Source organism: Zunongwangia atlantica 22II14-10F7 (genome assembly GCF_002094855.1).
GTDB classification, from domain to species: Bacteria; Bacteroidota; Bacteroidia; order Flavobacteriales; family Flavobacteriaceae; genus Zunongwangia; species Zunongwangia atlantica.
On the sequence record NZ_ARYN01000006.1, the window covers coordinates 93,420 to 118,294 of the forward strand.

The 24,875-nt window shown below is 35.4% G+C and carries 25 protein-coding genes; 7 read left to right on the top strand and 18 right to left on the bottom strand.

Annotated features, from left to right (window positions below; translation table 11 throughout):
- Positions 1-5: 5 nt before the first annotated feature.
- From IIF7_RS07665 to IIF7_RS07695, 7 genes are all read right to left on the bottom strand, one after another.
- Positions 6-1,598 carry a TlpA family protein disulfide reductase gene (locus IIF7_RS07665; protein WP_139801289.1) on the bottom strand — a complete coding sequence of 531 codons (1,593 nt, stop codon included), beginning with the start codon at positions 1,596-1,598 and terminating at the stop codon, positions 6-8.
- 20 nt (positions 1,599-1,618) lie between these two features.
- Entirely contained in the window at positions 1,619-2,113 is a 495-nt protein-coding gene (locus tag IIF7_RS07670; protein ID WP_084841241.1) for a DUF7000 family protein, read from the bottom strand.
- Between the two features lie 19 nt (positions 2,114-2,132).
- A complete protein-coding gene (locus IIF7_RS07675) occupies positions 2,133-2,837 on the bottom strand; it encodes a carboxypeptidase-like regulatory domain-containing protein (protein ID WP_084841101.1) in 705 nt (234 codons plus the stop codon).
- A 14-nt stretch (positions 2,838-2,851) separates the two neighbouring features.
- Positions 2,852-3,277, bottom strand: a complete 426-nt coding sequence (locus IIF7_RS07680; RefSeq protein WP_084841102.1) for a hypothetical protein — start codon at positions 3,275-3,277, stop codon at positions 2,852-2,854.
- Between the two features lie 91 nt (positions 3,278-3,368).
- Positions 3,369-4,754, bottom strand: coding sequence for a Kelch repeat-containing protein (locus tag IIF7_RS07685; RefSeq protein ID WP_176218920.1), 1,386 nt, complete (start codon positions 4,752-4,754; stop codon positions 3,369-3,371).
- Positions 4,755-4,919: 165 nt separating this feature from the next.
- Positions 4,920-5,288, bottom strand: coding sequence for a hypothetical protein (locus IIF7_RS07690; RefSeq protein ID WP_084841104.1), 369 nt, complete (start codon positions 5,286-5,288; stop codon positions 4,920-4,922).
- A 40-nt stretch (positions 5,289-5,328) separates the two neighbouring features.
- The gene (locus IIF7_RS07695) at positions 5,329-6,129 is read right to left on the bottom strand and encodes a hypothetical protein (protein ID WP_245801576.1); all 801 of its coding nucleotides are present in this window, start codon (positions 6,127-6,129) and stop codon (positions 5,329-5,331) included.
- Positions 6,130-6,502: 373 nt separating this feature from the next.
- On the opposite strand from IIF7_RS07695, the gene IIF7_RS07700 reads away from it, so the two are divergent.
- The gene (locus tag IIF7_RS07700; protein ID WP_084841106.1) at positions 6,503-6,835 is read left to right on the top strand and encodes a single-stranded DNA-binding protein; all 333 of its coding nucleotides are present in this window, start codon (positions 6,503-6,505) and stop codon (positions 6,833-6,835) included.
- Positions 6,836-7,033: 198 nt separating this feature from the next.
- Here IIF7_RS07700 and IIF7_RS07705 read toward each other — a convergent pair whose 3' ends face one another.
- Both IIF7_RS07705 and IIF7_RS07710 read right to left on the bottom strand, forming a co-directional pair.
- The gene (locus tag IIF7_RS07705; RefSeq protein WP_084841107.1) at positions 7,034-8,806 is read right to left on the bottom strand and encodes a sodium:solute symporter family protein; all 1,773 of its coding nucleotides are present in this window, start codon (positions 8,804-8,806) and stop codon (positions 7,034-7,036) included.
- Positions 8,807-8,852: 46 nt separating this feature from the next.
- On the bottom strand, positions 8,853-9,107 hold the full coding sequence (locus IIF7_RS07710; protein ID WP_139801290.1) for a DUF4212 domain-containing protein: 255 nt from the start codon (positions 9,105-9,107) through the stop codon (positions 8,853-8,855).
- A gap of 215 nt (positions 9,108-9,322) precedes the next feature.
- Here IIF7_RS07710 and IIF7_RS07715 point away from each other — a divergent pair, with 215 nt between their 5' ends.
- A complete protein-coding gene (locus IIF7_RS07715) occupies positions 9,323-9,613 on the top strand; it encodes a DUF3861 domain-containing protein (protein WP_084841109.1) in 291 nt (96 codons plus the stop codon).
- On the opposite strand, the gene IIF7_RS07720 is transcribed toward IIF7_RS07715, so the two are convergent.
- Together IIF7_RS07720 and metG are read right to left on the bottom strand one after the other, a co-directional pair.
- Positions 9,610-10,512, bottom strand: a complete 903-nt coding sequence (locus IIF7_RS07720) for a histone deacetylase family protein (protein WP_084841110.1) — start codon at positions 10,510-10,512, stop codon at positions 9,610-9,612. The genes IIF7_RS07715 and IIF7_RS07720 overlap by 4 nt on opposite strands.
- Before the next feature lie 46 nt (positions 10,513-10,558).
- Positions 10,559-12,646, bottom strand: a complete 2,088-nt coding sequence (metG, locus tag IIF7_RS07725; RefSeq protein ID WP_084841111.1) for a methionine--tRNA ligase — start codon at positions 12,644-12,646, stop codon at positions 10,559-10,561.
- A gap of 400 nt (positions 12,647-13,046) precedes the next feature.
- On the opposite strand from metG, the gene IIF7_RS07730 reads away from it, so the two are divergent.
- Together IIF7_RS07730 and IIF7_RS07735 are read left to right on the top strand one after the other, a co-directional pair.
- A complete protein-coding gene (locus IIF7_RS07730) occupies positions 13,047-13,616 on the top strand; it encodes a hypothetical protein (RefSeq protein ID WP_084841112.1) in 570 nt (189 codons plus the stop codon).
- A gap of 83 nt (positions 13,617-13,699) precedes the next feature.
- The gene (locus tag IIF7_RS07735; RefSeq protein WP_084841113.1) at positions 13,700-14,059 is read left to right on the top strand and encodes a YraN family protein; all 360 of its coding nucleotides are present in this window, start codon (positions 13,700-13,702) and stop codon (positions 14,057-14,059) included.
- 102 nt (positions 14,060-14,161) lie between these two features.
- Here the strand turns inward: IIF7_RS07735 and IIF7_RS20820 are convergent, their stop codons facing one another.
- Positions 14,162-14,602, bottom strand: a complete 441-nt coding sequence (locus IIF7_RS20820) for a hypothetical protein (protein ID WP_084841114.1) — start codon at positions 14,600-14,602, stop codon at positions 14,162-14,164.
- Between the two features lie 576 nt (positions 14,603-15,178).
- Here IIF7_RS20820 and nadA point away from each other — a divergent pair.
- Together nadA and nadB are read left to right on the top strand one after the other, a co-directional pair.
- The gene (gene nadA, locus IIF7_RS07745) at positions 15,179-16,174 is read left to right on the top strand and encodes a quinolinate synthase NadA (RefSeq protein WP_084841115.1); all 996 of its coding nucleotides are present in this window, start codon (positions 15,179-15,181) and stop codon (positions 16,172-16,174) included.
- Between the two features lie 10 nt (positions 16,175-16,184).
- On the top strand, positions 16,185-17,780 hold the full coding sequence (gene nadB / locus IIF7_RS07750) for an L-aspartate oxidase (RefSeq protein WP_084841116.1): 1,596 nt from the start codon (positions 16,185-16,187) through the stop codon (positions 17,778-17,780).
- A gap of 85 nt (positions 17,781-17,865) precedes the next feature.
- On the opposite strand, the gene IIF7_RS07755 is transcribed toward nadB, so the two are convergent.
- The 3 genes from IIF7_RS07755 to IIF7_RS07765 form a co-directional block, all read right to left on the bottom strand.
- Complete coding sequence (locus tag IIF7_RS07755) at positions 17,866-19,932, bottom strand: M13 family metallopeptidase (RefSeq protein WP_084841117.1); 2,067 nt, start codon at positions 19,930-19,932, stop codon at positions 17,866-17,868.
- Between the two features lie 87 nt (positions 19,933-20,019).
- Complete coding sequence (locus tag IIF7_RS07760) at positions 20,020-20,544, bottom strand: nuclear transport factor 2 family protein (RefSeq protein WP_084841118.1); 525 nt, start codon at positions 20,542-20,544, stop codon at positions 20,020-20,022.
- 40 nt (positions 20,545-20,584) lie between these two features.
- Positions 20,585-21,163, bottom strand: a complete 579-nt coding sequence (locus IIF7_RS07765; protein WP_084841119.1) for a hypothetical protein — start codon at positions 21,161-21,163, stop codon at positions 20,585-20,587.
- A 155-nt stretch (positions 21,164-21,318) separates the two neighbouring features.
- Between IIF7_RS07765 and IIF7_RS07770 the strand changes: the two genes are divergently transcribed.
- Complete coding sequence (locus tag IIF7_RS07770; RefSeq protein ID WP_084841120.1) at positions 21,319-22,275, top strand: NAD-dependent epimerase/dehydratase family protein; 957 nt, start codon at positions 21,319-21,321, stop codon at positions 22,273-22,275.
- Between the two features lie 201 nt (positions 22,276-22,476).
- Here IIF7_RS07770 and IIF7_RS07775 read toward each other — a convergent pair whose 3' ends face one another.
- From IIF7_RS07775 to IIF7_RS07785, 3 genes are all read right to left on the bottom strand, one after another.
- Positions 22,477-22,671 (bottom strand): cold-shock protein, encoded by a 195-nt coding sequence (locus IIF7_RS07775; protein ID WP_084841121.1) that lies wholly within the window; start codon positions 22,669-22,671, stop codon positions 22,477-22,479.
- Positions 22,672-22,776: 105 nt separating this feature from the next.
- Positions 22,777-23,019, bottom strand: coding sequence for a hypothetical protein (locus IIF7_RS07780; protein ID WP_176218921.1), 243 nt, complete (start codon positions 23,017-23,019; stop codon positions 22,777-22,779).
- Positions 23,020-23,034: 15 nt separating this feature from the next.
- Positions 23,035-24,825 carry a chloride channel protein gene (locus IIF7_RS07785; RefSeq protein ID WP_084841123.1) on the bottom strand — a complete coding sequence of 597 codons (1,791 nt, stop codon included), beginning with the start codon at positions 24,823-24,825 and terminating at the stop codon, positions 23,035-23,037.
- Between the last annotated feature and the right edge of the window lie 50 nt (positions 24,826-24,875).

Below are 24,875 nucleotides of genomic sequence, written 5' to 3' on the forward strand. Positions count from 1 at the left end.
ATTGCCTAATCTAATAGGCTTATAAATTCTTCCTGTTTAGATGGTTGTGGCGAATTGGTAGAAAGAATAATACTATCGTTCTTAATAACAGTGTATTTAGGGATAGAATATCTGTATTTGGTTTTACCTAATTGCAGGAAAACACGAGCTAAATTTGATTTTTTAAAGTCGGCAAAACGATAATGTTGTTCTTTATTCGTATAGTTTTCAAGCTGGTTTACTGTTTCTTCCCATTTTTCCAAATCCTCGTCGACAGAGATATACACGCTAGAAATATCATTTTCCTTAAGCATCGGGTTGTATTCATCAGACTTTTGCATTTCAGCAATACAAGGGCCGCACCAACTTGCCCAATTATCTATTAATTTAAATTTTGATGGATCATTTTTAAAAATATCTCTCAGTTTTATCGAATCTCCCTTTATGTTGATCAATTTTTCATCGAGAAGTTCTGCGTTAAATTTAAAATCCATGCTGTTTAGATCGAAGATAATTTCATTCACTTTGCTTACGTAATCTTCTTTTTTAGAGAAATCTTCGCGATAATCGTTAATTAAATCTTCAATTAAAGCTTTTCCTTTTTGTCCAAATGCCAGTCCGGCTTCATGATAATTGTAAATAAGTTTAGCTATAGCAAAGTTTTCGAGTTCATTATCAAGATTGCTTTTTATAAAGTCACGTTCGTTTATAAAATTATCGATGGAATATCCAGGAACTTCAGCATTTGCAAAAACACTGTGTATATATTTTGAAAGAGATCTCTTAAAGTAATCGTTATATATTAATTCTGGCCTGTTAAAATCATCTTCAAAATTTATCGTGTCAAAATATTCTTGCGCATCAAACATTGCTATTTCACCATCAAACTGCATTTTGTTAATAACTTGATCCAATTCAGATCCCTGATAGGTGCCATTTGAGAGTTGATGATCTCTGGGGGTAATTAAATGGAAAAGATATTCGTATTTTAAGGCCGCATAGGTTTGCTGCTTAAAATCTTCGCTTACTTCTGGATGAGCTTTTGTGTAATTCTCGAGTATTTTCTTTTTCTGATTATAAAACTTAGTATTATCGTTTTTGTATTGATCGAAATTGCCTTCAAAAATGCCCCATTTTTCATGTAGGGGATCATTTAATTCCTGAAAAAAATTATAATGAGCCGCATTTTCACCAGAAAATCTAATTTTATGATTTTTAATTTCCATAAAAATACGGTCTCCGGGAGTAATGTAAAATCGCGAAAAAAGTGGAGGTAAACCACCTTCCTCAAAAGCTATAAGGTCGATTATTTGTGGCTTATCTAATTTCTGGATTTCGACATAAAGCGAATCTCCATGATTTTCTTTTTCGATGTTTGAAATTTCGTTAGATAGACCGGTATGAACTAAAAGATTAAAATATTTAAAGTTATAGGGAGAATCTGTTTTACCAATTAAAATAGCTTTAGCGTTAATGGTATCAATTGGGGTGTATTGCAGAGTAGGAATCGGTTCTTCTTCTACGGAAGCGCTTTCAGCTAAATTTTTATCTGAATTTTTGCAGGAAATACTAATAAATATAATTAATGCGATGAGGTAATGATACTTTTTGAAAGACATATTTCAGTTTTATTTTATGTCTAAAAGTTAGTTTTTTTATACAAGAATGTTGAGATTTCCAATAGATTTTTATTCAATTCGATTTCAAGACTTTTTTGTAAAAGGAGGAGGTTATTAAAGTTTGGAGTTTCGATTAAAACTACTTCTAAAACTGAATATTTTGGCATTTCTACGCGATTTTTATTCCATTTTGTTTCCTTCAAAAATGTCCAGTATTTTTTCTGAATTTCAGCAGTATTACCCAAAAGCCATAGTTCGAATCGCATTTCGAGGTGATTTAAGACCAATCCGAATTTTAGTTTTTTGCTTTTCAGAAAATCATTAGAAAAGTAGAAATAGGTATAATCCAGATAACCATGTAAAATTCCGGTAACCGAATAATCAAAAGAAGGATTTCGCTTAAGATCAGTTCTCAGTTTCATGACGAATGAAACCAGTTCTTTGTAAGCAATAAGAATATCGCCTTCTTGAAGTTGAGCCTGATAAACGGCAACATAATCGTTTAGATTTTTCATAAAAAGGGAAATTGTCCTGCTAAAATAATCTTTTGAAAAAGTAGCCAACTCGTCTAAACACATTCATTTTCTTTACGATAACAACTTCCCCCATTAGTACAGTTTCCATTTTTAATTTAATATCCAAATTTGTAGATTTTTCGTTGATATCTAGAGTACTGGTTTCATAACTAATGGATTGAAGTTCTAATTTGAGATTTTTTGCGGTATTTTTTTCCGGGAGAACAATCTTGAAATTCCCATCAAAATCGGTTTGCGTTACAATTTTAGAATCTATGAGCTTAATGTGTACGCCAGGAATAGGAAGATTCTCTTCATCGGTCACGGTGCCAGAAATTACAATACTATCTTTAGCCGAAATTGGATGTTTTTCTTCGGAATTTTTTTCTGAAGTTTTCTCTAGTTGTTCGGTTTTAGTTGAAGTTTTTTGGGCATTTGCCGGCGTAGCGATTGCCAAAACTGAAGTGAATCCTGCAGCTACAGCTAGTTGTTTCCAGTTGCTTTTAGAGTTGTTAGGTTTTAAATCTCGAGAAAGCTGAGATTGTTTAAAACGGCCGCAAATTTTTTGTCCGCTTTTTATTTTCTCAAGTAATTCGGCATCTGTAGTTTTAGTGAAATCGATCACTTCTTTTTCACAAACCTGGCAAAATTTTCCCTGCTGTGAAGTGGTCATTTTTTCCCAGCTTTCGCCACAGGTTTCAGGAATGTGTACGCTATACTTCATAAATTTCGAGTTTTCTAGTTGTACCAGGGTTTTTTAGCGCAAAAATTGGCAAACCATATTAAAATGATACAAACCAGAGTTACAATTATGGGTAAAATCAATGCCTGATTTCCGTAGACTTTTAAAGCGTTTGCAACAAAAAGGCTATGTCCCATTTGTATAATTACAGCCAAAAGCGAAACAATAAATAATGTTCTTGCCCAGCCTGTTTTTAAAAGTAAACCTAAACTGCCTAAAAAACCTGCAATTACAGCTATAAAATAAACAAGATATGTCCAGCTGGGGTAAGAGTCATATAATTCTCTTTCGGCTTTTGGGAGCGCTTCAAGAGCTTCCGGCGTCATTAAAACCTGGGCAGCAAACGAGCCAATTCCCATTAAATTCCACAACAAAAAAATGATGCTTAAAATCCAAAACCATAGTGGTGTTTTTGTTTCCATAGAAATAAGATTAAAAATAGATAAAATCGCCCGGCATTCTATAAAAACTATATTTCTCTTGCTTAGTTAAGATAAGCAAATAATCTGGAATTTAGTAGTTTGCAAGTGCACCAAAATTTTTAGATTGCATAACTTCGCTATGTTCTATATCTTCAAGCTTAATTTGGTAGACGCTATTTCTTGGTAAAAAGTTGTAATTGTAGCTACTTACGCCACCTATTAAAATAAGTTTATTCTCGTAAATATGCATAGCAGAAGCTTGTCGCTTCACCGGGATGTGATATTCCTTCAGGCTTTTGGTAATAAGATTGTAGGTGCAAAGTTTACCCTCGTCGTATACGTAAAGTAAATCACCAGCACTGGCTAAAGCCGGTTGCGCCATTCCCTGAAAAAGTACCGCTTCACGTTGCCATTTTCTGGTATTTAGATCGTAAGATTCTATGCCCGTAAGTTTTTCACCAGCAAAGCCTCCCACCATGTAAAATTTATTATCTACTAGGATTCCCTGGGTTTCCTTTGCTTCTGGCATATTGCCAAGTTCGTACCATAAACCGGTTTCCAGATCCTGTAAATGAACTTTGTTGGTGTACTCTTTGGTATCTCGTTCTCTATTCTTTTTAACCGAGCCGCCCATAATTACCAAATTGTTTTGGTAAACAAAAGAAGCCGCATTAACCGCCATGTGAGGATTGGTTTCGTCTACCAGAATACTGTCGGTTTTGGGATCATAGATCTCGATGGTGTTATCTAGATATTCGAATTTGCCATTTCTGGATAAAGTTTTTCCTCCAAAAACATAGAATTTCTCCTTGTAAGCAAGCATACCATTCATAGCACGTTCAGCAAACGTATTTTTTAATTTCTTAGTCCATTGATCTGCTTCTATGTCGTAAACCAAAAGGTCACCTCTAAAATCATCAAAATTAATGGAGAAACTGTTTTTAGAAAGCTGTTTTAGCATCGCATTGGGATCAGACATGTTTTCGTTATTAATCGATAATCTATGGTTTAGATCGTCTGTACGAGTGGTGGCATTCCCTGCGATGATATAAATTTTGCCATCTTTTAAGACTGAACCGAACTCAAACAATCCATAAGGCAGGTTTTCTAATTTTTTATACGGAACATTTTTGAAATGCTTGGTCTGGCTAGAGATGGTTACTTCGGTTAAAGATTCTGTAGTTTGTTCGAGTAGAATCGGACTTTTTCTTGATATTAAATCCCGAAGGCTTATCGCTGTTTTTTTATAGTTCAGAATAGAAAAATGAATGCTATCATCAAGATGCTCTTTTCTATATTTTATGCTGAAGTTCCCTTGTTTATCGGTTATTTCTACTGCTTCTTGTTTGTTATAATAGATATGAACACCTTCTAAAGGATTATTAGTATCTGCATCCAGAACCTTTCCTTCTAATTGCTGAGCAAAACTCTGGCTGCAAAAAATGATGACTAAAGAAAAGAAAATGAAGTTTTTCACGATACGAATTTTTGATGAATGGCTATAACTAGACTAATGAATCTTTAAAATAAACATAAATACTAAGAATCTTAGGTTTTTAATATTAATTTTTGAGTATCGGTTGCGTATATAAGGTTTTAAGGGAATAGAGAAATCTTCTTTTAAACTAAAATTTACTAGAACTTATTTGTTGATTTTTGCCTCTTTTTTCAAATGAAATAATTGTGGTTTTCTAATAAATGAAGCAAATATTGTAGCCATTACAATCAAAATCGTTACTTCGTAGGCTTTGCCTTTGTACAGATGAATAAGCACAATAAAAGTCATATAAAGCGCTAGGAGAGAAGTGCCAATAAGTATTGTCTTGTGGTAAAGAAATAATCCGGTTGCGATTAAAAGAAATATTCCTGTAGCGATCATTATCGCGCTATTGGCGAAAATTTTTTCTGTTTGATTTGAGTTTAAAATTTTGTCTAAAGCATTCGGAATATAAAACAATGTAATGATCGCAGATGGCATCCATCTTAGCAAAGAGATTAAAGTTTTGTGCATATCATAATTGTTTTTCGGATTTAAATTGCTTCCGAAGTCTCTAATTATATAAATTATTCAAATAATCTTCTTTTTCTGTCAATCTCTTTAAATCGATCATCGCAGGAATCGAATCATTCATCACGCCATTAATTGTTAAATTTTCTTTATCCAGACGCCCAATGATCGAATTGATTTTGTTTACGGGAGGATCAAAATACATTCTAATTTCTCTTTTATAAATTGAATATCTTCCGTAGTAAATAGAATCATTCATAGAAATTATTGCCTGGTGAGTGTGTTCTAAAAATAACATTGGGCTAGATCCCAATTTTCCTTTGGTAATTTCAAGATCTTTATCGTCAATCTTAAATTCTTCAATCGTATAACTTCCTGTCACCGTATCGTCTACTGTAGATTTTAGGTTGTATGAAAATATGCCATAACCAATAGGAAGTATTAAAACATATAGAAAGGGCAGTTTATGTAAAAATCCCTTTTTCTGCGGAAGTAAGGATCGTTTAATTCTGCCACTATTCAGAATAAAAAATTGATAGAGATCTTTCCTATATTCTAAAAGCAATAGAAAGCTTAGAACGAAATCTAAAATAATATGAGAAAGCGCAAAGTAGATCTCAAATTCGATATTTAAAATCAAAATATTTAGACAAACTCCTATTGAAATTAATAAAGCAATTAATCGCGTTCTTTTAAAAACGATTAAAATTCCTATCAAAAGTTCAGCAAGGCCAATAAAAATATTGTAGTTGTAAGATCTTCCAAAGAAAGACCACATGTGTTGGTATTTGGATATTTCGGCTAAAGGTAAAAATGATTCGTAATGCAGAATTCTAAACTGCATAAACAGCAATTTTGGAATTCCGAAGCAAATCATTTTGATAGAAAGATAATAAATGGCCAGGTACTTAATAATAGAAAGTAGCCTCTTAGTGATGTTTGATTTCAATTGAAAATAAAATGGTTGATGGGAATAAAACGCATTTATGTTAAAACTATTGTTAAGTAAATGGAATACTGTTGTTTATAATGGAAGTAAGCAGAATATTATCAATTCTAAATATTGAATGTTTTGTGTTTTTAAACGATTACAATCATTTACAAACGAATTTATACGAAAACAATTAGTTTACAGACGAATAAGGCTTTTTTGGCGCTCTATGTTTGCAGCGTTGAAATGAACGAATGATTTTCAATTACAATTAAATTCTATAGTTATGAGTACTTTACGAAACAGCGTTAAATTGATTGGCCATGTAGGCACAGAGCCCGAAATTGTAAATTTAGAATCAGGTAAAAAACTGGCAAAATTCTCTATTGCAACCAACGAATTTTACAAAAATTCCAAAGGAGAAAAAGTTTCTGAAACGCAATGGCATAATTTGGTGGCCTGGGGCAAGACGGCAGATATTGTAGAGAATTATGTGCCTAAGGGAAAAGAAATCGCAGTAGACGGAAAACTTACCAGTAGAAGTTACGAAGATAAAGCAGGAAATAAACGTTATATAACCGAAATCATTTGCAACGAAATTCTGCTTTTAGGCAAGTAATTTTTTCGCTGAGGTTTTATATAATGCTGAAAAACTCCGTTTCCTATGTTTTAAGAAAACGGAGTTTTTTGTTTTTTATTGGCATCGCCAGAGGATATAATACCTCGAAATTAAAAATTTACTTTTAACGAATGCCTTTCAGGCTTGTCCAAAAGTACTTTACTTAAGGCTGAAATTCGATAATTTGAACCTAAATTTTTAGTGCATTTGAGCTTCACCAGCACCGCTTGGGATTCTAATATCTTCAACGATTTGCTGCACATTCTCTGGTGGAGCAGGAGTAAGTCTTGAAATTACTATTGCCAGGATAAAATTAATGAGCATAGCGATAACGCCAAAACCTTCAGGTGAAGTGCCAAACCACCATTCACTTTCCGGTAACGGATCCATAATGCCTATTAATCCGGTTTTAAACCTAATCATATAAAATAGCATTAAGCTTATTCCCGCGATCATTCCGGTAACGGCTCCCTGGCGATTCATTCTTTTATCAAAAATCCCCAAAACGATTGCCGGGAAAAACGAAGCCGCGGCTAAACCAAATGCCAGTGCGACGACGGCGGCAACAAAACCAGGTGGATAAATTCCGAAGAAACCTGCAACAATAATAGCGACTAAAATGCTTATTCTCGCAATTAAAAGTTCACCTTTGTCTGAAATGTTAGGTTTTAATTGCTTTTTTACAAGGTCGTGAGAAACAGAAGTAGAAATTACCAAAAGCAAACCTGCGGCAGTAGATAATGCAGCAGCCAAACCTCCGGCAGCCACCAAACCAATGACCCAATTTGGTAATTGCGCGATCTCTGGATTGGCCAAAACCATAATGTCTTTGTCTACATATAATTCATTTTCAGCAGTGCTGGGATTACTAATAATTCGTTCGCCATTTTTACCTCTTTCCTCTGTAAAAACTGGTTTTCCGTTTACAGCATCTGAATTTCGATATTGGATCTTTCCGTCGTTATTTTTATCGGTCCAGGAAATTAATCCGGTATTTTCCCAGTTTTTAAACCAGTCGGGCAAATCGGTATAAGCCGTTTCATTTACGGTAGTGATCAAATTTGTTCTGGCAAAAACCGAAACTGCCGGAGCCGTAGTGTATAAAATAGCGATTAGTAATAAAGCATAACCGGCAGATTTTCTGGCATCTTTTACCTTAGGTACCGTAAAGAACCGAACGATAACATGAGGCAAACCAGAAGTGCCCGCCATTAATGCAAAAGTAATTGCAAAAATATCCCAGGTAGATTTTGTACCGCTTGTATATTCTTTAAAGCCTAATTGTGTATGTAATTCGTCTAATTTATCTAAAAGAAAAGTGCCATCTTCAACTCTGGCGCCCATCCCGATTTGTGGAAAGGGATTTCCGGTCATTTGGATAGAAATAAAAATAGCAGGAACCATAAAGGCAAAGATCAGTACGCAATATTGGGCTACCTGGGTGTATGTGATTCCTTTCATTCCGCCTAAAAAAGCAAAAACCAAAACTACCGCCATCCCAATTAAAACACCTTTGGTAATATCTACCTGCAAAAACTGAGAAAATACAATTCCTACGCCACGCATTTGCCCGGCCACATACGTAAACGAAACAATTAAAGCACAAATAATGGCAATAGTTCGAGCCGAGTTAGAATAGTAACGGTCGCCGATAAAATCTGGAACTGTAAATTTCCCAAACTTTCTAAGATAGGGAGCAAGCAAAAGCGCGAGAAGTACATAACCGCCCGTCCAGCCCATCAAATAAACCGAACCATCGTAACCGCTAAATGAGATAAGTCCTGCCATAGATATGAAGGAAGCTGCGCTCATCCAATCGGCTGCGGTTGCCATTCCATTGGCCAACGGAGAAACGCCGCCACCAGCGATATAAAAATCTTTAGTTGAGGAAGCCCGGGCCCAAATTGCTATACCAAAATACAGCGTAAAGCTAATGCCGACTAAAATCCAGGTCCATAATTGAACATCCATAAGTATAATCTTAAAAGTGAGTGAGTTTTAAAAGTGTAGGTTTTGATTATTGAGCATAACCATATTTTTTATCCAGTTTATTCATTAAGTGTATGTAAATGAAAATTAGGATCACAAAAACATAAATTGAACCTTGCTGTGCAAACCAAAATCCCAGCTTAAAACCACCAAGTTTAAATTGATTTAGAAAATCCTTGAATAAAATTCCTGCTCCAAAGGAGACAATAAACCATACGCTTAAAAGGATAAAGAGATATTTGAGGTTTTCGCGCCAGTATTTTTTTGCTTTGTTTTTCAAAATGCTATTATTGATAAATAAATTGTCAGAATTTAATAAATATAATTTAAATATATCAATAAAATTATTTATTAATTGTGATTTACGTATCCTGCTGTATAGGCTTAATTTTTATTCGTGTTGAAAGAATAGATGTAAGCTATCAAAAATGTTAGTGAATCTATTTTAAAAAAATACCGCCTTAGTTTTAGGATGTGGTAATTTGCATAAAAAAGAAAATGGCAAAGAAAGCTAATGTTTACCGACTTAAGTTAGAGACAGTATCTACTCTAAAAGAAGATGTAAAGCATCAAAATATCGAATTTGAATTTGGAAATCATGATGAGATTTTCGGAATTATAGATGCTGTAAAATCTAAAGAACTTTTTGAAACCGAAGCCGAAGCAACCGAATTTGCTCTGGGTTTAAAATTGTTTAGCGAAGTAATGCTGAAAAATAAAAAGCATCCTTTATTTGAAGAATTTCAGCCAGAATTCGTCAAATTCATGAAGAAATTGAAAGCCAGCTAAAAATAGATATGTTGCGTTAAGCGATAGGTGTTGGCGTGAGCTTCGATAATTACTTTAATCTCTGGAGAATAGCCGCCACCCATGCTACATTGTACCGGGATTTTTAGGTCGTGACAGGTTTGCAAAACAAATCGGTCACGTTCCTTGCATCCTGCGATACTACAGGAAAGTCGGCCAAGTTTGTCGGTTTCCAGAATGTCTACTCCGCATAGATAAAAGATAAAGTCGGGTTGTACTTTTTCAATAAGACCGGGTAGCGTTTCCTTTAAAGTTTTTAGATAATATTCATCTTTGGAGCCATCGGGAACTTCAATATCGAGATCTGAAATTTCTTTTCTGAAAGGATAATTTCCTTTTCCGTGCATCGAAAATGTAAAAACTGAATCATCATTCTGAAAAATTTCAGCCGTACCATTTCCCTGATGAACATCAAGATCGATAATGAGTATTTTTTCAGCTAATTTTTTCTTCTGAAGGTACCTCGCAGCAATCGCCTGGTCGTGCAACAGGCAAAAGGCTTCACCGTGATCGCTATAGGCGTGATGCGTACCGCCGGCAATATTCATAGAAATTCCGTGTTCTAAAGAATAATGGCAGCCTTCAATCGTACCACCGGCAATAATAATCTCACGATCTACAAGCTCCTGCGATAGCGGAAAACCGGTTTTTCTAATCGCCCTGCGATCTAAGCTAAGATTCGTTAAATTCTCGACGTATTCTTTGGTGTGAACCGCAAGAATATTTTCTAAATCTGCCGGTTTCGGACTAAAAAAATGTTGCTCTTCACAAGTGCCTTCATGTAGAAGTTGTTTAGGTAACAACTCATATTTCTCCATCGGGAAACGATGTTTTTCTGGCAACGGATGCTTGTAAATGGGGTGAAAGGCAATTTTGAGCATAGTGTAAATAAAAAACGGCTGAAATTATTTTCAGCCGTTTCAATTTTTAATTTATCGTTGCACCATTGGTAACACCATCTTCATCTGGGTTTACAAATACCAGTTTGCCTTCAGCATTTTCGGTAAGTAAGATCATTCCCTCACTTTCAACGCCACGTAATTTTCTTGGGGCAAGATTCGCTAAAACGGTCACCTTTTTTCCAATTAATTCTTCAGCTTTAAAATGCTCTGCGATACCAGAAACGATAGTTCGTTTATCCAATCCTGTATCTACTTTTAAAACCATTAGTTTTTTGGTTTTAGGCATTTTATTGGCTTCAATTATGGTTCCTACACGAAGATCCATTTTGGTGAAATCTTCAAAAGTAGCAGTGTCTTTTTGTGGTTCTACACTTTCATCAGCTTTAGCATTCGCAGCTTTAGAAGCTTCTAATTTCTGAAGTTGTAATTCGATCTTTTCATCTTCAATTTTAGCGAAAAGTAATTCGGCTTTACCAATTATATGACCTGCCGGTAAAAGAGCTTCACGAGTGGTGATTTTATCCCACTGCGAAAGTTCACCTTCATTCAGGTTTCTTTCTTCTGCGCTAAACTTCAGAATTTCTTTTAGTTTGTTAGAAGTAAAAGGTAAGAAAGGTTCACTAAGTGTTGCCAGTGCAGATGCGATTTGTAGCGCCACATACATAACTGTTTTGGTGCGTTCTTCATCGGTTTTTACCAGTTTCCACGGCTCTTCGTCAGCCAGGTATTTGTTTCCTAAGCGAGCCAGATTCATTAATTCGCTTTGCGCTTCTCTAAATCTATATTTTTCGATAGAACTGGCAATTACTGCCGGGTAAGCTTTTAAAGCGGCAATGGTTTCTTCATCTACCATAGAATATTCTGCCGGAGTAGGAACTTCACCTTTGTAGTATTTATTGGTTAAAACCACCACGCGGTTAATAAAGTTTCCAAAAATAGCTACTAACTCGTTGTTATTTCTAGCCTGAAAATCTTTCCAGGTAAAGTCGTTGTCTTTAGCCTCTGGTGCATTTGCCGTTAACGCATAACGCAATACATCCTGCTGGCCTGGGAAATCTTCTAAATATTCATGCAACCAAACTGCCCAGTTTTTAGAAGTCGATAATTTTTTACCTTCTAAATTTAAAAACTCGTTGGCAGGTACATTGTCTGGTAAAATATAATCGCCGTGTGCTTTAAGCATCGCCGGGAAAATGATACAGTGAAAAACGATATTATCTTTCCCAATAAAATGTACCAATTTGGTGTCTTTATCTTTCCAGTATGGTTCCCAGTCTTTGCCTTCGCGCTCTGCCCATTCTTTAGTTGAAGAAATGTAGCCAATTGGCGCATCAAACCAAACATAAAGTACTTTACCTTCGCCACCTTCAACTGGTACCGGGATTCCCCAGTCAAGATCTCGGGTTACGGCTCTGGCACGTAAACCATCATCGATCCAGGATTTTACCTGTCCGTATACATTGGGTTTCCAATCAGATTTATGACCTTCAAGAATCCATTCTTTTAACCAGTCTTCATATTGATCTAAAGGTAAAAACCAGTGTTTTGTTTCTTTTAAAGTTGGTGTAGCACCGGTAATTGCCGATTTTGGGTTAATAAGATCTGTGGCATTTAGCGAAGTTCCGCAGCTTTCACACTGGTCGCCATAAGCTTCTTCGTTACCACATTTTGGGCAGGTACCGGTTACAAAACGATCGGCAAGAAATTGTTTCGCTTCAGCATCATAAAGTTGTTCTGTGGTTTCTTCAATAAACTTACCATCTTCATAAAGTTTTTTGAAGAATGCTGAAGCTGTTTTATGATGAATTTCAGCTGAAGTTCTTGAATAATTATCAAAAGAAATTCCGAAGTTATTAAACGAATCTTTAATGATTCCGTCGTATTTATCTACAATATCCTGCGGAGTAACTCCTTCTTTTTTCGCCTTAATGGTAATAGGCACACCGTGCTCGTCGCTACCGCAAACAAAAGCCACATCGTGTCCCTGCATTCTTAAAAATCGAGAATAGATATCTGCCGGAACGTAAACTCCCGATAGATGCCCAATATGTATTGGCCCATTAGTGTAAGGCAAAGCTGCCGTAATTGTATATCTTTTTGGCGTGTTACTCATTTTCTGTTTTAACTTTTACTCGATAATCGAGATTATATGCTTCGAGACATCGCTCGAAATAAAAATAATTTTCTAATTTGTACCTCACGAACTTGCCCTGAGGTAGTTTACTCGGCCACCCGAGATTTTCTCAATCGTCCCCATTTTAGTGGGGTTAATATTGTATAAAATTCATCCTCATTTTTATAGGGATAAATTTTAAAGGCGTAAAGGTAAGCAACTGCGTTATAATACGCGTTAAATTCTTGCAAAACACCATGTCGCCTTTCAATTTGTTTCTAATTTAGTATCTCGATATTGTACGAAAATCGATGTGATTTTTTACAAATTTCAGAAACTAATCATTTGAACATAAATTGTCCTTTAATCGGACTGCAAATTTCAGGAAAAACTAACCAAAATGAAAAAACTACTTTTATTATTCATAAGTATAAGTCTTGTGGCTTGCGGCGGAAGTAAAAAAGCGGTAAAAAGCGATAAATATACGATCGAATCTCTTCAGAATAAGAACTACGAACAGGTTTTGGGGATGTACAGCGATGCCAATCCTAAAAATGGTAGCGAAATGATGGAAGAAGGAACGGTAGAACGTCCTTACACGATTTTATATCCAGGAACTGAAGATGAAATTTTGATCACCTGGAAAAATGAGTCTAAAACATCGATTTTCGATATTAGTTATTCTGAAGAGGGAAAATGGAGTTCGGCAAAAGGAATCAAAATAGGAACTACTTACGACGAGCTTACCAAGATTAACGGAAAAGAAGTAAAATTCTACGGATTTGGCTGGGATTATAGTGGTGCTGTAGATTGGAACGGCGGAAAGCTAGAAGATTCAAACATCCGTGTGTTTTTAAACCCTCAAGGCAAAGTAGCCGATAAATTTTATGGTGACCGAATGATCGATGCTACTCCTGAAGAGATCGAAGCTTTGAATCTAAAGGTTTCGACGATCATGTATCGCGATTAAACTTCTGTATGCTTTTGTTAGGTAAGAAATACCTTTTTAGCCTCTATGATTGCTGAAAAAACTTCAAATAAAATTTTAAAACTATGGCTGGTCACAACGAACTTGGTAAAAAAGGGGAAGGGCTGGCCATTGCTTTTTTAAAGGAGAACGGCTATAAGATTTTGGAAAAAAATTATCGATTTCAGAAAGCTGAAGTCGATATTATCGCTTTTAAAGATGAAATTTTAGTCGGTGTAGAGGTAAAGACCAGAAGTACGGCACATTTTGGGAATCCGCAGGAATTTGTAAAATCTGGGCAAATTCAGCGATTGGTTTTGGCGATGAATCACTATGCTGAGGTTAAAAATATTGATGCTGAAATTAGATTTGATATCGTTGCCATTGTCAAAAATGCTTCCGGAACCAAAATCGAACTTATTGAAGATGCTTTTTTCTATTTCTGATCTACTCAATAATTAAGATCAAATGTCCCTTTCCTTTTATTCTTCGGGAGGACTCCAGTATAGATTTTATTTTAATAAATGTTTAGTGATACCTCTCTAAGGTTACTCCTGAATTTTCACAAATTCAAAATCAACATCAAATTCACTTGTAGAAACATTCGCTTTTAAAGTGTCATTGTCAAGCTTGTAAATGATCTTTTTTGGGAATTCGTTCGTGTCATTTTCAGCAATAAAATATTCAGGTTTTAATTCTGAAAGCACAAATGGAGTTGGTGCTTCGTTTACTCCGGTAACTTCAAGCGTCCAAAGATCGTTTTCTTTATAAAGTCTTAGATCTTCCTGGAAAATGGTATCGTTTTCTAGCATTGTATAGCCAAAACCAGCATATTCTTTCTTATTTTTTTGCCAGCTTTCGAAGGTTTTGAACTCTTTTTCAGCATTTACACGTTTCCAGTCGCCCACCAGCCAATCAAAATTTTCAGCTTCATTAGTACATGACATTAAAAAGAAAAAGCTGCAAATGCCTAAAAAGAAACGTTTCATAAGATGCTTTAAATTAGATCGTGAAATTAAACAATTTTAATAACAAAAGCCTGAAGATAACTTTAGGCTTTTGTTTAAAATTTTAAAATCTTTCCAGGTTTTTATACAATTTCCCGTTCTAATGTATATCAAGTCTTCTATTTATTATTGAATATACCTTAGCACCTATGTTTTTAAATGAAAACAAAGGCGTTAATTTTTTTTGGAATGTTACTTAAGTTCTGGCTTAAAAGACATTACTATTATGCGTTAGTAAGCCAAACAGTTGCCTAGAATATAGGGACGTTGATCTAAAGTAAATTCGTCTTAAACTCTGTTAGTCTTTTTCAATCAAGCTTAATGTGCTTTTATTTAACGAAAAAAGAAGGCTAATTTTTATAATCTTAAACTGTATAAAGTGGCTGGATATAATGGCAGGCGTTAAAAAAAGCCGTAATTTTAAGGCGCTTTAGATAACTGGTGATCAATTGCGAGTTAAAGCAAAAACGATTTTACAATTTTAGAATTACAACTTACCCACGTTATTACGTAAATCTATATTAACACTATTAATTGAACATTGAAATTTATAGAACAATGGATCAAACAACGATGCTCGAAAAAGAAGGATTTTTAAATTTTCCTGTCGATAGAAATTTAAATTTAATTGAAGAAATTAAAAGATTAAAGAAGGAGAAAAATGCAGTAATATTAGGGCATTTTTACATCACCGGAGATCTTCAGGATATTTCAGATTATACGGGTGATAGTCTGGGTTTAGCGCAAAAGGCCGCGAATACAGATGCCGATATTATTGTTTTTTTAGGAGTGCATTTTATGGCAGAAACAGCTAAAATTCTAAATCCGAATAAAAAAGTAATTATCCCAGATTTAAAAGCAAGCTGCTCGTTGGCTGAATCGGCTCCTAAAAATAAGTTTGCTGCTTTTAAAGCTAAATATCCAGATCATAAAGTAATATCATACATTAACTGTACAGCCGATATTAAAACGCTTTCTGATGTGATTTGTACTTCGAGTAATGCAGAAGCTATTGTAAATAGTTTTCCTAAAGAGCAGCCTTTAATATTTGCGCCAGATAAGAATTTAGGAAATTACATTAATAGTGTAACCGGAAGAGATATGGTACTTTGGGATGGCGCTTGTATGGTACATGAAAAATATTCTTTAGAAAAAATATTAAAACTGAAAGAGGAAAATCCAGGGGCGTCGATAATCGCGCATCCAGAGTGTGAAAAACCAATTTTAATAGTAGCCGATTTTGTAGGTTCTACCACTGCTTTATTAAAACACGTAGAAAAAAGCGAAAAGCAAACTTTTATTGTGGTTACTGAAAGCGGTATTTTACACCAAATGGGAAAAGATAATCCTGAAAAAACATTAATTCCGGCTCCTCCAAACGATTCTACTTGTGCTTGTAACGATTGTGCTTATATGAAATTGAATACAATGGAAAAGCTATTTTTATGCTTAGAGCATGAGCAGCCTGAACTTCATTTAGCACAGGAACAAATCGAACAAGCGAGAAAGCCGATTGAAAAAATGCTAGAAATCTCTGCTAAACTTAATTTATAGATTTACTGCATTGGAAAATATATATACTTCAGATTTTCTGGTAATTGGTAGCGGAATTGCCGGATTAACGTATGCTTTAAAGGTTGCAGATTTTGGAACGGTGAACATTGTAACTAAAACCGATGGTTCTGAAAGTAATACAAAATATGCGCAGGGCGGGATTGCTGCTGTTTGGGATAAAGAGGATAATTTCGAGAAGCATATTAAAGACACTCATGTAGCCGGAGCTGGGCTTTGCCATGAGGATGCGGTGGAAGTTTTAATTAAAGAAGGCGCTGAGCGAATTGCAGAACTTATTGAATTAGGAGTTAATTTTGATAAAAAGGCAAATAATAAAGATTATGATTTAGCCCGGGAAGGTGGGCATTCAGAACATCGAATTTTGCATGTTCGGGATTTAACCGGTGCCGCGGTACAAAATGTGCTTCTGGAAAAAGCAAAAAAGCACCCAAATATTTCGATTTTCGAAGATCATTATGCGTTAGATCTAATTACAGAACATCAGGTATTAAATAATTTACAATCTGCTTTTAATATTTGTTTTGGAGCTTATGTGCTTAATGCAAAAGAAGAGCATGTGTTTCCATTTCAGGCTAAATTTACAATGTTAGCCACTGGTGGTGCTTCCAGAGCCTTTTTGCATAGTACTAACCCAAAAATTGCTACTGGAGACGGTGTTGCTATGGCCAATAGAGCGGGAGTTCGTATTGCTAATATGGAGTTTATACAATTTCATCCAACAGCACTTTATAACCCCGGAAGTGAATCTTTTTTAATTTCTGAAGCATTACGCGGTCATGGTGGTTTGCTTCGAAATGGTGATGGAGAGCGTTTTATGAAAAAGTATGATGAGCGTTTAGAATTAGCACCAAGAGATGTGGTAGCCAGAAGTATTGATTCTGAAATGAAAGAACGCAGAGAAGAATGTGTGTATTTAGATATGACGCATTTTCCTAAAGAAGAGTTGCAAACACGTTTTCCTCATATTTATAAAAACTGTTTAGAGAATATTAATTTAGATATTTCAGAAAAACCTATTCCAGTAGTGCCAGCTGCACATTATAGTTGTGGAGGTGTAATGACGTCACTTTCTGGGCAAACATCCATGCAAAACTTATATGCTTGTGGCGAAGTAGCGCATACAGGTGTTCATGGAGCAAATAGATTAGCAAGTAATAGTTTATTAGAAGGATTGGTTTTTGCCCATAGAGCTGCAGAAAAAGCTAAACGAAAACAATTACGACCATTTAGAGATATTGTAATACCGCAATGGGACGAAAGCGGAGTTTACAGCCAATACGAATGGTATTTGATTAAACATAATTTTGGAGAAATACGAAATATTATGTGGAACTACGTGGGGATTGTACGTTCTAAAGAGCAATTACATCGCGCAGCAAGGAGGATGTCTGTTATTTATGAAGAAGTAGAATCTTACTATAGTAAATCTAAAATCACAAAAGATTTATTAGAACTTCGAAATCTTACTACAGTGGCTTATATGATTATAAAATCGGCTTTACGTAGAAATGAAAGTAGAGGCTTGCATTATATGATCGATCATCCTGAAAAGAAAGAACAATTTTTAAAGGATACGATTATTTAGAGAGTACTAAATATTCAAGAATATAAAAAAAACCGATGCTTTTTAAAAAGCATCGGTTTTTTTATAATATCGGTTATAATTACAATTACCAGATTTTTACACGATCATCTGGTGCAACATACATCGAATCTCCTTCTTTAATATTAAATGCCTCGTAAAACGCATCAATATTTTGTAATGGAACGTAAGCTCTGTACATTCCAGGAGAGTGAGGATCTGTTTTAATTCGGCTTTTTAAAGCTTCATCACGCATTTTAGTACGCCAAACAGTAGCCCAAGATAAGAAGAAACGTTGCTCTGGAGTAAACCCGTCAATTTTTCCTGGATCTCCATGTTCTGCTAAGTGCATTTGTAAACCATCGTAAGCAGCGTTTACACCACCAAGATCACCAATATTTTCACCTAAGGTAAATTCACCATTAATAAAGGTGCTGTCTAAAACTTCGATAGCGCTGTATTGATCTGCAAGATCCTGTCCAAGGCCTTCAAACTGAGAAAGATCTTCGTCTGTCCACCAGTTGTTAAGGTTTCCTTCAGCATCAAAACGAGCACCGCTATCATCAAATCCGTGAGAAATTTCGTGACCAATTACGGCTCCAATTCCACCATAGTTTACAGCAGCATCTGCTTTGTAATCGTAGAAAGGTGGTTGTAAAATTGCAGCTGGGAACACGATCTCGTTATAACTTGGGTTGTAATAAGCATTAACCGTTTGTGGAGACATATACCATTCAGATTTGTCTACAGACTCGCCTAATTTTGCAATATTTTCGGCAGTTCTCCATTTACGGGCGTTCATTACGTTTTGGAAATAAGAACCATCTTCAGATCCTGTGATTTCTAAGTCACCGTAATCTTCCCATTCATCTGGATATCCAACTTTAATAGTTGTGGTTCCTAATTTTTCGATAGCTTTATTCTTAGTGTCTTCACTCATCCAGCTAAGGTTATTGATACGCTTTTCGTAAGCTTTTATTACGTTAGCAATCATTTCCTGAGCCTTTTCTTTAGCTTCTGGAGGGAAGTGTTTTTCAACATAAAGCTTTCCTAAAGCTTCACCAACCATACCGTTTACGGTTCCTAAAGCTCTTTCGTCTCTAGGACGTTGTTCTTTAGCTCCACTAAGAGTTTTACTATAAAAGTCCCAGTTAGCAGTTTCAATTTCAGTAGAAAGCATTCCTGCAGCAGCATCAAAACTTGTCCATTTTAAATAAGCTTTCCAGGTATCTACATCATTTTCAGCTAAAAGATCCTGCATAGCTTTCATATATTTTGGCTGAGATACGATAATAGTATCTAATTTACCTGCGCCAATTTCTTCGAAATAACTATCCCAATTAATTGCTGGTACCATTTCCTGTAGTTCAGCAACCGTCATAGGATTGTAAGTTTTACGTGCATCACGACGCTCTACTTTATCCAATCTTGGCTCTGCCAGTTTAGTTTCAAATTCAACTACAGTTTTGGCAAATTTTTGCGCATCATCTTCAGAGTAGTCTAAAAACTGCATCATACGTGCAATATGCTCTTCATATTTTGCTTTTTTCTCTTTAGAATCTGAATCATCTGCAACGTAATAATCACGATCTGGTAAACCTAAGCTACCTGGGTAAAGGTAAGCTGCGTTTTGACTACTGTTTTTAGCATCTGCACGAACGCCAAAAGAGAAGAAGCCACCACCGCCATATTTAGAAGCTTCAGTTAAATAAGCCTGAAGATCTTCTTTGCTAGAAATTTCATCTACTTTTTCTAAATAAGGTAAAACTGGTTTTACTCCCTGCTCGTTACGAGCAACGGTATCCATAATAGTTTTATAAAGATTTACAGCTTTAGCCTGGTCGCTACTGGCATCTAAGTTTGGATCGTTAGAAGCTTCATTTAATAATGCCAGGGCATCATTATCTGTGTTTTCACGAAGTTCATTAAAACTACCCCAGGTTGTCTGGTCACCAGGAATTTCAGTTTCATCCAGCCAGGTTCCGTTAACATAACGAAAGAAGTCGCTTTTAGGGCTGGTGGTAGTATCCATGTAAGCCAGGTTGATACCATGGATTTCTTCTTGTTCAGATTCGGAAGATTTATCCTTGTCTTGGCAGCCAATCATTGCAGCGCCAATTAAGGATAAACAAACCGCATTAGTTATTTTTTTCATTTGAATGTTGATGTGTTTTTAAAATTGTTGCTAATGTAATAAAACAGACGCATTTTTAAGATTTATGTTACAGGATCACCAATATCGCTAATTTTTTGTTTTAAGCTGCTGTAACATTTTGCTGTCAAAATCTTTTTTGATGCTGGTTATTTCGTTTACATTTTCGTTAGGTATTTCTATGGAAAGTACATAATGAGCTATTTTCCATTCGTCTTCAACATATTTCATCACTCCAGAACCTCGGCAAATTCCCATATGTGTATCCAGTAATTCATCAAACCATGCAATTCCTTTTTGGTCGGTTAGATAAATATTTCTTTCTATAGCAGTAAAGTCCCAGGCTCGTCCTTTGTCGAAATGAGGTTTTGCATAAGCTTTAAACTCGTCGATTTGCCAGTTTTCAGTAGCATCTGTGCCAATGAATACGGCGTCTTTGCTCATTAAATCAAAGTAATTTTTAAAGTTGGCTTCACCAGCGGCCTTGTGCCAGGCATCTATCACTTTAGTGATTTCGGTTTTAGCCTGATCGTTGTTAGATTGATAGGGCATGGTTTGGGAAAAACCTAAGATGCCCAAAAAACAGAAGATAAGAGAGAATACTTGTTTTTTCATGAGATTTATTTTTGCTGAAGATACAATAAATCTCTAAGTGCTAATCCTGATTTTCAGCTTCCAGGCTATCTCTTTTTTGTTCCTGTCTTAAACGGTTTTCTTCTACAAGGCGGTCTAACTCTGCTTCAAAATCTTCAATGGTTTCAATAAATAATTCATTAAGCTGAATATTAAGATTGTTGAATTCCATAGGGATATCTTGAGCAACTTCTTTTATTTCTTCTGGATTTATACTTTGTAAGTGAGCTTTTTGTTCTAAAACTTTAGCTTTAGTAGTAAGCACACGTAAACGAGATTGTACAGGTGTAGATCTTAAAGAATCTGGTAAGGAGCTTTGTAAACTTTCTGTAAGTTGCGCAATTGCTGAGGAGTTATCGATTAATTTATTAACAGATGTTGTTTCTAATTGCTGCACTTCGTTATTTAAAACAATATAAGGCGCCCAGGTAAGAGCGTATTTTTTCGCAGAACTTTCTAATGGCAAAATAGCCGTTTTGATCTTAAATTCTTTGGTGAAAGCTTCAGTTTCCCTTGGTTTTATCTGGGGTTTGTCTTTTTCCGAATCCTGAACACAGGAGGCCAAAATCATCAATAGTATTCCGAAAATTGCTCGCTTCATTATCAAATTTTGATATTACAAATGTAAACGATTAAAATACTAAAGCCATATAATTTCTTCAATCTTAAAAATTACATAATTACTCGCTTTGATTAAACGATTTAGCAAATTATATTCGCAATAAATAAATATATTTGCAAAAAATTTTTAAGCGTATGCCCACAAAAATCTTGATTATTGGCGCAAGTGGCCAGATAGGAACTGAATTAAGCTTAAAACTCCGTGAAATTCATGGTAGCGATGCTGTAATCGCCAGTGATATTCGAGAGGGAAGTGAAGAACTTATGGCAAGCGGACCTTTTGAGATCGCCAACGCAATGGATTATGAGCAGATTGCCGGCCTGGTAGAAAAGCACCAAATCGAGGATGTTTATTTAATGGCTGCAATGTTAAGTGCTACTGGAGAAAAAGCGCCAATGAAAGCCTGGGGTTTAAATATGGATTCTTTGTTCCATGTATTAAATCTAGCTAAGGATAAGAAGATTAAAAGGGTTTTCTGGCCATCGAGTATCGCTGTTTTTGGCCCGTCAACTCCAAAAGAAAATACACCACAAACTACTATTATGGAACCTACTACCGTTTACGGTATAAGTAAGCAAACAGGAGAGCGTTGGTGTAGTTATTATAATAAAAAATATGGCGTGGATGTTCGTAGTATTCGTTATCCGGGTATTATAAGTTATAAAACTTTACCTGGTGGTGGAACTACAGATTATGCTGTAGAGATTTTTCATGAAGCTATTAAAGATGGGAAGTATACTTCGTTTTTAACTGCTTCAACTTCTTTACCAATGATGTTTATGGAAGATGCGATAAAGGCTACGGTAGATATTATGGAAGCTCCTACGGAAGCAATTAAGGTAAGATCTTCTTATAACCTGGCAGCGATGAGTTTTACGCCTGAAAGTTTAGCTGAAGAAATTAAAAAGTATATTCCGACTTTCGAAATTTCTTACGAACCAGATTTTAGACAGGATATTGCAGATAGCTGGCCCTCTAGTATAGATGATAATGCAGCAAGAGAAGATTGGGGATGGTCGCACAATTTTGATATTGTGGCTTTAACTGAAGCTATGCTAAATGGAATAAAAGCACAATTGGTAGTAAAGTAAAATTTACTTGATAATCGAGATTAGATGCTCTAGTCACGATAGCTATCGGGGTGTATTGTAATAAAGAAGATTTTCAAATAAATGCCTCTTTTGGGTTAGTCCTGAGGTAAGCCTACTATAGGAAATGTATATAAAATAAAAAGCCGCTCATCGAGCGGCTTTTGCATTTGAATACTATATATATAATCTAATCTATATGCACTATCCAATAACACGAACCTGGTCTGCGTTAAGACCTTTTCGTCCTTCTTTCTCAACGTACTCCACTTTATCTCCTTCATTTAGAGCATCTCCTTCGATCCCTGTAACGTGAACGAAGATATCTCTTCCTGTGTCGTCGTTGGTGATGAATCCGTAACCTTTAGATTCATTAAAAAATTTAACTGTACCTTCCATTGTAATAAAATAATAATTAATAAAGTACAAACATACTATAATATTATTGACAATGGTTCAATAAAATAGAAAGATTCTGAAAATTTTTTCAAGACTATAAAAGTGCTAATCTATGCCCTTATCCCGCATTTTTTTCATATTCTCTGGGCTTAAGGTATAATCTTCTAGCTTTTTACCTCTCCAACGAACTACTAAAAATATAGGCATCAATACAAAAGAAGAGGTTAGAACAGCAATACCTATAATACGATCTCCAGTTACAATATCATCTTCTGCAATCCTAAAATAAAATCCAACTGCTATGGCTATTAAAATAGCTATTCCTAAAATCTTCATTATTATCTTCATAAAATCGTCCTTTCTTTAAACGGTAACTTCAATCAATTTTTGGCGATATGCGGTAAGCATTTTAGATTTAGAGATAAATCCAACATACTTATCTTCTTTAACCACAGGTAAATTCCATGCTGCGCTATGCTGAAATTTCTTCATTATCGTTTTCATGCTATCGTTTTGTAAATCGATAATGTCTGGCGCTCTTTGCATGATATCACTTACAGTAATTTCATCATATAAATGTTGTTTAAACATTATTGGTCTTATATCATCCAAGAGAATGATCCCCATAAAATTTTCATTTTTATCGATTACTGGGAAAATATTTCGAGAAGATTTTATAACACCCTCATGGATAACATCACCTAAAGTCATATTCACTTTTAGAGGAATAAAATTCTTTTCGATAATCTGGTTTATATTCAGCAAGGTTAATACCGTTTGGTCTTTATCGTGTGTTAAAAGTTCACCGCGTTTGGCAAGTTCTAATGTGTAAACTGAGTGTGGTTGTACGGTATTTGTGATCATATAAGAAATAAGTGCGGTAATCATTAACGGCACAAACAGTTCGTATCCTCCGGTTAATTCAGCAATAAGGAAAATGGCAGTAAGGGGAGCATGTAAAACTCCGGCCATTAAACCGGCCATTCCCACCATGGTAAAACTACTGGTTGAAATAGGTTTATCTGTAATACCTAAATGATTTACCACTAAAGCAAAACAATGGCCTAATGCACTTCCCATAAAAAGCACCGGAGCAAAAATCCCACCTACACCACCGGCAGCGAAAGTAAGTGAAGTCGCAAATATTTTAAATACCACCAAGCCCGCAAGTAGAAGGATCACCACCCAGATATTATCTAGAAAATCGTTTAAAAAGTTAGTGCCTAATGCCTGAATATAATTTTCGGCTAAAAGATTATTAATCACGCCGTAACCCTCACCATAAAGTGGAGGTATAAAGTAAACGATAATTCCTAAACCGGTGCCCGCCAGTAATAATCGGGTAAATTTATTTTCAATTTTACCAAAGAGTGTATTTATTCTGAAATAAATCACTGTAAAATACATCGAGCCTAATGCGCAAATACAGCCTAAAATCATATAAAATGGAACTTCAGAAATTGTAAAATCATCTCTAAGCTCGAATGGTAAAATGGTATCTGAACCAAAGAAAAAGTAAGAAGTAAGAATCGCGGAAACCGATGCTGTTAATAAAGGTAACATGCTTACCAACGTTAAATCCAGGCTAAATACTTCTATAGCGAAAATAATTGCAGCAATGGGGGCCTTAAAGATAGAAGACATTGCTCCAGCAGCCGCACAGCCTATAAGTAATGTGCGGGCACTTTGGTTCATTCTAAATAAGCGAGAAATATTAGAACCTAAAGAGGCTCCTGTTGCAACCGTTGGGCCTTCTAATCCTACAGATCCTCCAAAACCAACAGTTAATGGGGCCGTAAGAATAGAGCCATACATCTGGAAAGAGCGCATAAGCCCTTTTCTTTTAGAAATAGCATAAAGTGTTGAAGGTATCCCATGGCCAACCGGTTTTCTAAGGATCTTCTTTATGATAAATACCGTTAGAGCCAATCCTATGATTGGAAATATAAAATAAAATGCATGATGGTAGTTGGCGATTAAATTTCCTTCAAGCAGATTTTGTATAAAATGCGTGAGGTTTTTAATGACGACGGCGCCCAAACCCGCCGTAAAGCCAATAATAGCACTAAGAATTAAAATGAACTGCTGTTGTGAAAGATGCTTTGTCTTCCACAGCAAAAACTTTTGTAATCCAGGGACTGCTTTTAAAAACATCTGCTAAACCTCCAATTTTGGGTTATGACAAAAAAATCCTGCTCTAAAGC